The organism is Ramlibacter sp., from assembly GCF_028292805.1.
Classification (GTDB): Bacteria; Pseudomonadota; Gammaproteobacteria; order Burkholderiales; family Burkholderiaceae_C; genus Ramlibacter.
Genome location: NZ_JAQGLS010000180.1, coordinates 1 through 6,439 on the forward strand (window position 1 = coordinate 1; position 6,439 = coordinate 6,439).

The 6,439-nt window shown below is 68.1% G+C and carries 5 protein-coding genes; all 5 read left to right on the top strand.

Features of this window, described 5'->3' with window-relative positions:
• Positions 1-1,266: DNA gyrase C-terminal beta-propeller domain-containing protein (locus JWP65_RS11070; RefSeq protein WP_299763645.1), on the top strand; the 1,266-nt coding region annotated here is incomplete at its 5' end.
• A gap of 193 nt (positions 1,267-1,459) precedes the next feature.
• On the top strand, positions 1,460-2,545 hold the full coding sequence (gene pheA, locus JWP65_RS11075; protein ID WP_299763647.1) for a prephenate dehydratase: 1,086 nt from the start codon (positions 1,460-1,462) through the stop codon (positions 2,543-2,545).
• Between the two features lie 96 nt (positions 2,546-2,641).
• Complete coding sequence (locus JWP65_RS11080; RefSeq protein ID WP_299763649.1) at positions 2,642-3,520, top strand: prephenate dehydrogenase/arogenate dehydrogenase family protein; 879 nt, start codon at positions 2,642-2,644, stop codon at positions 3,518-3,520.
• A 26-nt stretch (positions 3,521-3,546) separates the two neighbouring features.
• Positions 3,547-5,571, top strand: a complete 2,025-nt coding sequence (locus JWP65_RS11085) for a bifunctional 3-phosphoshikimate 1-carboxyvinyltransferase/cytidylate kinase (RefSeq protein ID WP_299763650.1) — start codon at positions 3,547-3,549, stop codon at positions 5,569-5,571.
• Between the two features lie 174 nt (positions 5,572-5,745).
• On the top strand, positions 5,746-6,439 hold a 694-nt coding region (locus tag JWP65_RS11090; RefSeq protein ID WP_299763651.1), incomplete at its 3' end, for a S1 RNA-binding domain-containing protein.

Here is a 6,439-nt window from a genome sequence, read left to right on the forward strand (position 1 = left end):
CAGCGCCTGACCGGCCTGGAGCAGGACAAGATCGTCAATGAATACAGGGAAGTGATGGCGCAGATCGCCGACCTGCTGGACATCCTGGCCAAGCCGGAGCGCGTCTCGGCCATCATCACCGAGGAACTGACCGCCATCCGCACCGAGTTCGGCCAGACCAAGCTGGGCGCGCGCCGCTCGCTGATCGAGCACAACGCGCAGGACCTGGCCACCGAAGACCTGATCACGCCGACCGACATGGTCGTGACGCTCTCGCACCTGGGCTACGTCAAAAGCCAGCCCTTGGGCGAATACCGCGCCCAGAAGCGCGGCGGCCGCGGCAAGCAGGCTACCCAGACCAAGGAAGACGACTGGATCGACCAGCTCTTCATCGCCAACACGCACGACTGGATTCTGTGCTTTTCCAACCGCGGCCGGATGTACTGGCTGAAGGTGTGGGAAGTGCCGGCCGGCTCGCGCGGCTCGCGCGGCCGCCCGATCGTCAACATGTTCCCGCTGCAGGACGGCGAGAAGATCAACGTGGTGCTGCCGCTGACCGGCGCCGCCCGCAGCTTCCCGGCCGACCGCACCATCTTCATGGGCACCAGCATGGGCACCGTCAAGAAGACGGCGCTGGACGAGTTCAACAACCCGCGCAAGGGCGGCATCATCGCCATCAACCTCGACGACGGCGACTACCTGATCGGCGCGGCGCTGACCGACGGCCAGCACGACGTGATGCTGTTCTCCGACGGCGGCAAGGCGGTGCGCTTCCACGAGGAAGACGTGCGCCCGCTGGGCCGCACCACCCGCGGCGTGCGCGGCATGTCGCTGGACGTGGGCCAGAGCGTCATCGCGATGCTGGTGGCGGAGGACGAACAGCAAAGCGTGCTGACCGCCACCGAGAACGGCTACGGCAAGCGCACCCCGATCGGCGAGTACACGCGCCATGGCCGCGGCACCAAGGGCATGATCGCGATCCAGCAAACCGAGCGCAACGGCAAGGTGGTGGCCGCCACGCTGGTGCACGCCGACGACGAGATCATGCTGATCACCGACCGCGGCGTGCTGGTGCGCACCCGGGTCAGCGAGATCCGCGAACTCGGTCGCGCCACCCAGGGCGTGACGCTGATCGGGCTGGACGAAGGCTCCAAGTTGAGCGGGCTGCAGCGCATCGTGGAGAACGATGCCGCGATCGCGGAAGGCGAAGATCCGGGCGGCGAGACACCGGGTGGCGAGACACCGGGTGGCGAGACACCGGGTGGTCAAGAGCCGCCAGCGGCGTAAGAGGCTGTCATCCCGGGCTCGGCCCGGGATCCAGTGCGGCGCTGCTGCCTGGATGCCGGGCCGAGTCCGGCACGACAACCTCTGGCATGACAGTCTTCTCAAGAAGGCCTTCCCCCTCGTCCGCTATAGTTACGCCTTCGACCGACATTGGGCCCACGCCGCTGGGCCCAAAGCATTTTCCCAACCCTGATCCATGGCCAAAACCCTGTCCGAGCTTCGCACCAGCATCGACGCGGTCGACCGCGAACTGCTGGCGCTGCTCAATCGGCGCGCCGCCTTCGCCAACGAGGTCGGCGAGATCAAGCGCGCCGAGGGCTCGCCGGTGTTCCGCCCCGAGCGCGAGGCGCAGGTGATCAACGGGCTGCAGGATGCCAACCCCGGCCCGCTCAAGGCCGACAGCGTCGCCACCATCTGGCGCGAGATCATGTCGGCCTGCCGCGCGCTGGAAGCGCCGCAGCGCGTGGCCTATCTCGGCCCGGCCGGCACCTTCAGCGAACAGGCGGCCCTGCAGTTCTTCGGCTCCGGCATCGAGCACGTGCCCTGCCCGAGCATTGACGAGGTGTTCCGCGCCACGGCCGGCGGCAGCGCCCAGTTCGGCGTGGTGCCGGTGGAGAACTCCACTGAAGGCGTCGTCGCCCGCTCGCTCGACCTGTTCCTGAACACGCCGCTGCACATCGTGGGCGAAACCAGCCTGCTGGTGCGCCACAACCTGATGCGCCAGTCAAGCGCGCTGGACGGCATCGAGGTGGTGCTGGCCCATCCCCAGGCGCTGGCCCAGTGCCAGGGCTGGCTCGACGCGCACCTGCCCGGCGTCGAGCGGCGCGCCGTCTCCAGCAATGCCGAGGGCGCGCGTCTGGCCGCCGAGAACCCGGCCTGGGCCGCGATCGCCAGTGACCGCGCGGCCATCCGGTTCGGCCTGCACATCGCGGCCCACGCGATCCAGGACGAGGCATTCAACCGCACCCGCTTCGTCATCGTCTGCCTGCCGCAGACCCTGCAGGCGCCGCAGGCGTCGGGCAAGGACTGCGTCAGCCTGATCGTCTCGGTGCCGAACCGCCCCGGCGCGGTGCACGACATCCTGGCGCCGCTCAAGCAGCACGGCGTCTCGATGACGCGCCTGGAGTCGCGCCCGGCGCGCTCGGGCGGCCAGTGGGACTACTATTTCCATATCGACCTGCAAGGCCATCCGTCGCAAGGGCACGTGCGCGCGGCGCTGGCCGACCTGCAGGGCCTGTGCACGTTCTACAAGGTGCTGGGCACCTTTCCCCTTGGCGAGTGAAATGTCAACCCCCACGCTTGTCACTTCGTGTACTGCGCTGCCCCCCAAGGGGGCTTTCGCGGCTTGGGGCGGCCCGGCGCCACTCAGGAACAACTAATGGCAGCAAAATTCGAGCAACTGGGATTGATCGGGTGCGGCCTGATGGGCGGCTCGTTCGCGCTCGCCATGAAGCGCGCCGGCCTGGTCAAGCGCGTGGTCGGCTACAGCAAGTCGCCCTCCACCACCCAGCGCGCCGTCTCCATGGGCGTGATCGACGTCGAGGCGCCGTCCGCGCTGCTGGCCGTGTCGGGCGCCGACGTCGTGCTGCTGGCCGTGCCGGTCTCGGCCACCGAGGCGACCTTCAAGGCCATCCGCCACCTGATCACGCCCAACATGCTGATCATGGACGTGGGCTCGACCAAGCGCGATGTGGTCGACGCCGCGCGCCGCGTGCTGCGCGACAACATCGGCTGCTTCGTTCCCTGCCACCCGATCACCGGCAAGGAAGTGTCGGGCGTCGACCATGCCGACGCCGACCTGTACCGCGGCAAGCAGGTCATCCTGACGCCGATCGAGCGCACCCAGGTGGGACATCTGAAGCGGGCGCAGGAGATGTGGGAAGCCCTCGGTTGCCAGGTGCAGCAGATGGCGCCCGATTCCCACGACGCCGCCTTCGCCGCCGTCAGCCACCTGCCGCACCTGATGGCGTTCGCGCTGATGCACGGCATCGTCAACCAGCCGCACGGCCAGGAATTCCTGGGCCTGGCCGGCCCGGGCTTTCGCGATTTCACCCGTATCGCCGCCAGCGACCCCAAGGTGTGGCGCGACATCCTGCTGACCAACAGGCACGAACTGGTGGAGCAGTCCAAGGTGTTCCAGCGCGCCATGCACAACATGCTGCAGCTGGTCGAGGACGGCAAGGCCGACGAGCTCGAAGCCTTGATCACCGGCGCCAGCCAGAGCCGCGCCGGCTGGCGCATGGGCCAGAAGAAGTAAGGAAGGGGCCCGCCGGGCCACCAGGCATGTTCAACAGCGCGTTCCTCGACCTGCCCCCGCTGGAGGAAGCCCGCGGCACGGTCATCCTGCCCGGCTCCAAGAGCATCTCCAACCGGGTGCTGCTGCTGGCGGCGCTATGCGAAGGCCCGACGGTGGTGCACGATCTGCTCGAGTCGGACGACACGCGGGTGATGCTGCAAGGATTGCGGGTGCTGGGGTGCGAGGTGGTGCATCGCGGCAGCGCGGTCCGGATCACGGGGATCGGGGGCCGCCCCCACCCCGGCCCTCCACCGGGCGGCGAGGGAGTCAAGAAGCTGTTCCTGGGGAACGCGGGGACGGCGATGCGGCCCTTGACGGCTGCATTGGCCCTGATCGGTGGCGACTACGAGCTCAGCGGCGTTGCCCGCATGCACGAGCGTCCCATCGGCGACCTGGTCGATGCCCTGCGCCAGCTCGGCTGCGGCATCGACTACCTGGGCAACGAAGGTTTTCCGCCGCTGCGCATCCGTCCGGCCCGCGACTTGAAGCTGGACGCGGCGATCCAGGTGCGCGGCGACGTCTCCAGCCAGTTCCTCACCGCCTTGCTGCTGGCGCTGCCGCTGGTCGCCACGCGGGACATCGTGATCGAGGTGGTCGGCCAGCTGATCTCCCGGCCCTACATCGAGATCACGCTGAACCTGCTGCGGCGCTTCGGCATCGCCGTGGCGCGCCAGGACTGGCAGCGCTTCACCATCCCGGCCGGCAGCCGCTACCAGTCTCCCGGTGAAGTCCACGTGGAAGCCGATGCCTCTTCGGCCAGTTACTTCGTGGCCCTGGGCGCGCTGGCCGCCAGCGCCGACCAGCCGCTGCGCATCGAAGGCGTGGGCGCCAGCTCGATCCAGGGCGACATCCGCTTCATCGAAGCGGCACGGGCCATGGGCGCCACGGTGGACAGCGGGCCCAACTGGCTGCAGGTCTCGCGTGGCGCCTGGCCGCTGCGGGCGCTCGACCTGGATTGCAACCACATCCCCGACGCCGCCATGACGCTGGCCGTGATGGCGCTGTTCGCGGACGGCCCCACCACCTTGCGCAACATCGCCAGCTGGCGGGTCAAGGAGACCGACCGGCTGGCCGCCATGGCCGCCGAGCTGCGCAAGCTCGGGGCGGTGGTCGACGAAGGCCCCGACTCGCTGCGGATCGTGCCGCCCGCCACCTGGCAGGCCGCCGCCATCGCCACCTACGACGACCACCGGATGGCCATGTGCTTTGCGCTGGCGGCCTTCAACTTCGCCGGGGCGCACGTGCGGATCCTCGATCCGCACTGCGTGGCCAAGACTTTTCCCGACTATTTCGAAACCCTGTTCTCGGTGTCTCGAACCTCCGCTCCTCATATCCCGGTGATCTGCGTGGATGGCCCCACGGCCTCGGGCAAGGGCACCCTGGCCTCGGAGGTCGCGCGCCGGCTGGGCTACCACTACCTCGACTCCGGGGCGCTGTACCGCATCACCGGTGTGGCCACGCTGCGCGCCGGCCTGCCGCTCGACGTGGAGCACGAACACAGCATTGCCCGGCTGGCCGAGGCCCTGGCCATCGTCTTCACCGGCGACCGCGTGCTGCTGGCCGGCGAGGACGTGACCGACGCCATCCGCAGCGAGGCGGCCGGCATGAACGCCTCCCGCGTGTCCGCCCTGCCCGCGGTGCGCACCGCCCTGGTGGCGCTGCAGCAGAGCTTTCGCAGGCTGCCCGGCCTGGTGGCCGACGGGCGCGACATGGGCACGGTGATCTTCCCGGACGCCGGACTCAAGGTGTACCTCACGGCCAGCGCCGCCCAGCGCGCCGAGCGCAGGCATAAGCAGTTGATTTCAAAGGGAATTCCAGCTACACTGCCGGCTCTTCGCGCCGATCTCGAGGCACGCGATGCGCGGGATTCGTCCCGCGCGGTCGCGCCCTTGAAGCCGGCGCAGGATGCCCTCCTCCTGGACAACTCCAGCCACGCGGTTGAAGAATCGGTGGCCCTGGTGCTCAGGTGGTGGGAAGAGAAGCAGCCTTTCGGCCAGGCGCTGGAAGCCTGAGCCTCGCCCGGACCCGCACCGTCCCCCTCGCGCAGCAAGCGCACAGGCGGTGTGGAATTGCCAACCTTAACCGCGGGCCCTCCCGCACAACCGCCGTCCCAGTCATAGCAACAGCCGCCCGGCAATTTCGCCATATCGCGGCTGGAAACCTGTGCGACGCGCAAGGAACTCTGAATGTCTGAATCTTTTGCCGCCCTGTTTGAAGAATCGTTGCAAAAACAGGAGATGCGCGCCGGTGAGGTCATCACCGCCGAAGTCGTCCGCGTCGAGCACAACCACGTCGTCGTGAACGCCGGCCTCAAGTCCGAGGCCTACATTCCGATCGAGGAATTCAAGAACGACCAGGGCGAACTCGAAGTCCAGGAAGGCGACTTCGTCTCCGTGGCGATCGACGCACTGGAAAACGGCTACGGCGACACCATCCTGTCGCGCGACAAGGCCAAGCGCCTGGCTTCCTGGATGAGCCTCGAAAAGGCCCTGGAATCCGGCGAATTCGTCACCGGCACCACCACCGGCAAGGTCAAGGGCGGCCTGACGGTCCTGGTCAACGGCATCCGCGCCTTCCTGCCCGGCTCGCTGATCGACACCCGTCCCATCAAGGACCTGAGCCCTTACGAGAACAAGACCCTCGAGTTCAAGGTCATCAAGCTCGATCGCAAGCGCAACAACGTGGTGCTCTCGCGCCGCGCCGTGGTCGAAGCCTCGATGGGCGAAGAGCGCGCCAAGCTGATGGAAACCTTGAAGGAAGGCTCCATCGTCCGCGGCGTCGTCAAGAACATCACCGAGTACGGCGCGTTCGTCGACCTCGGCGGCATCGACGGCCTGCTGCACATCACCGACATGGCCTGGCGCCGTGTCCGCCACCCGT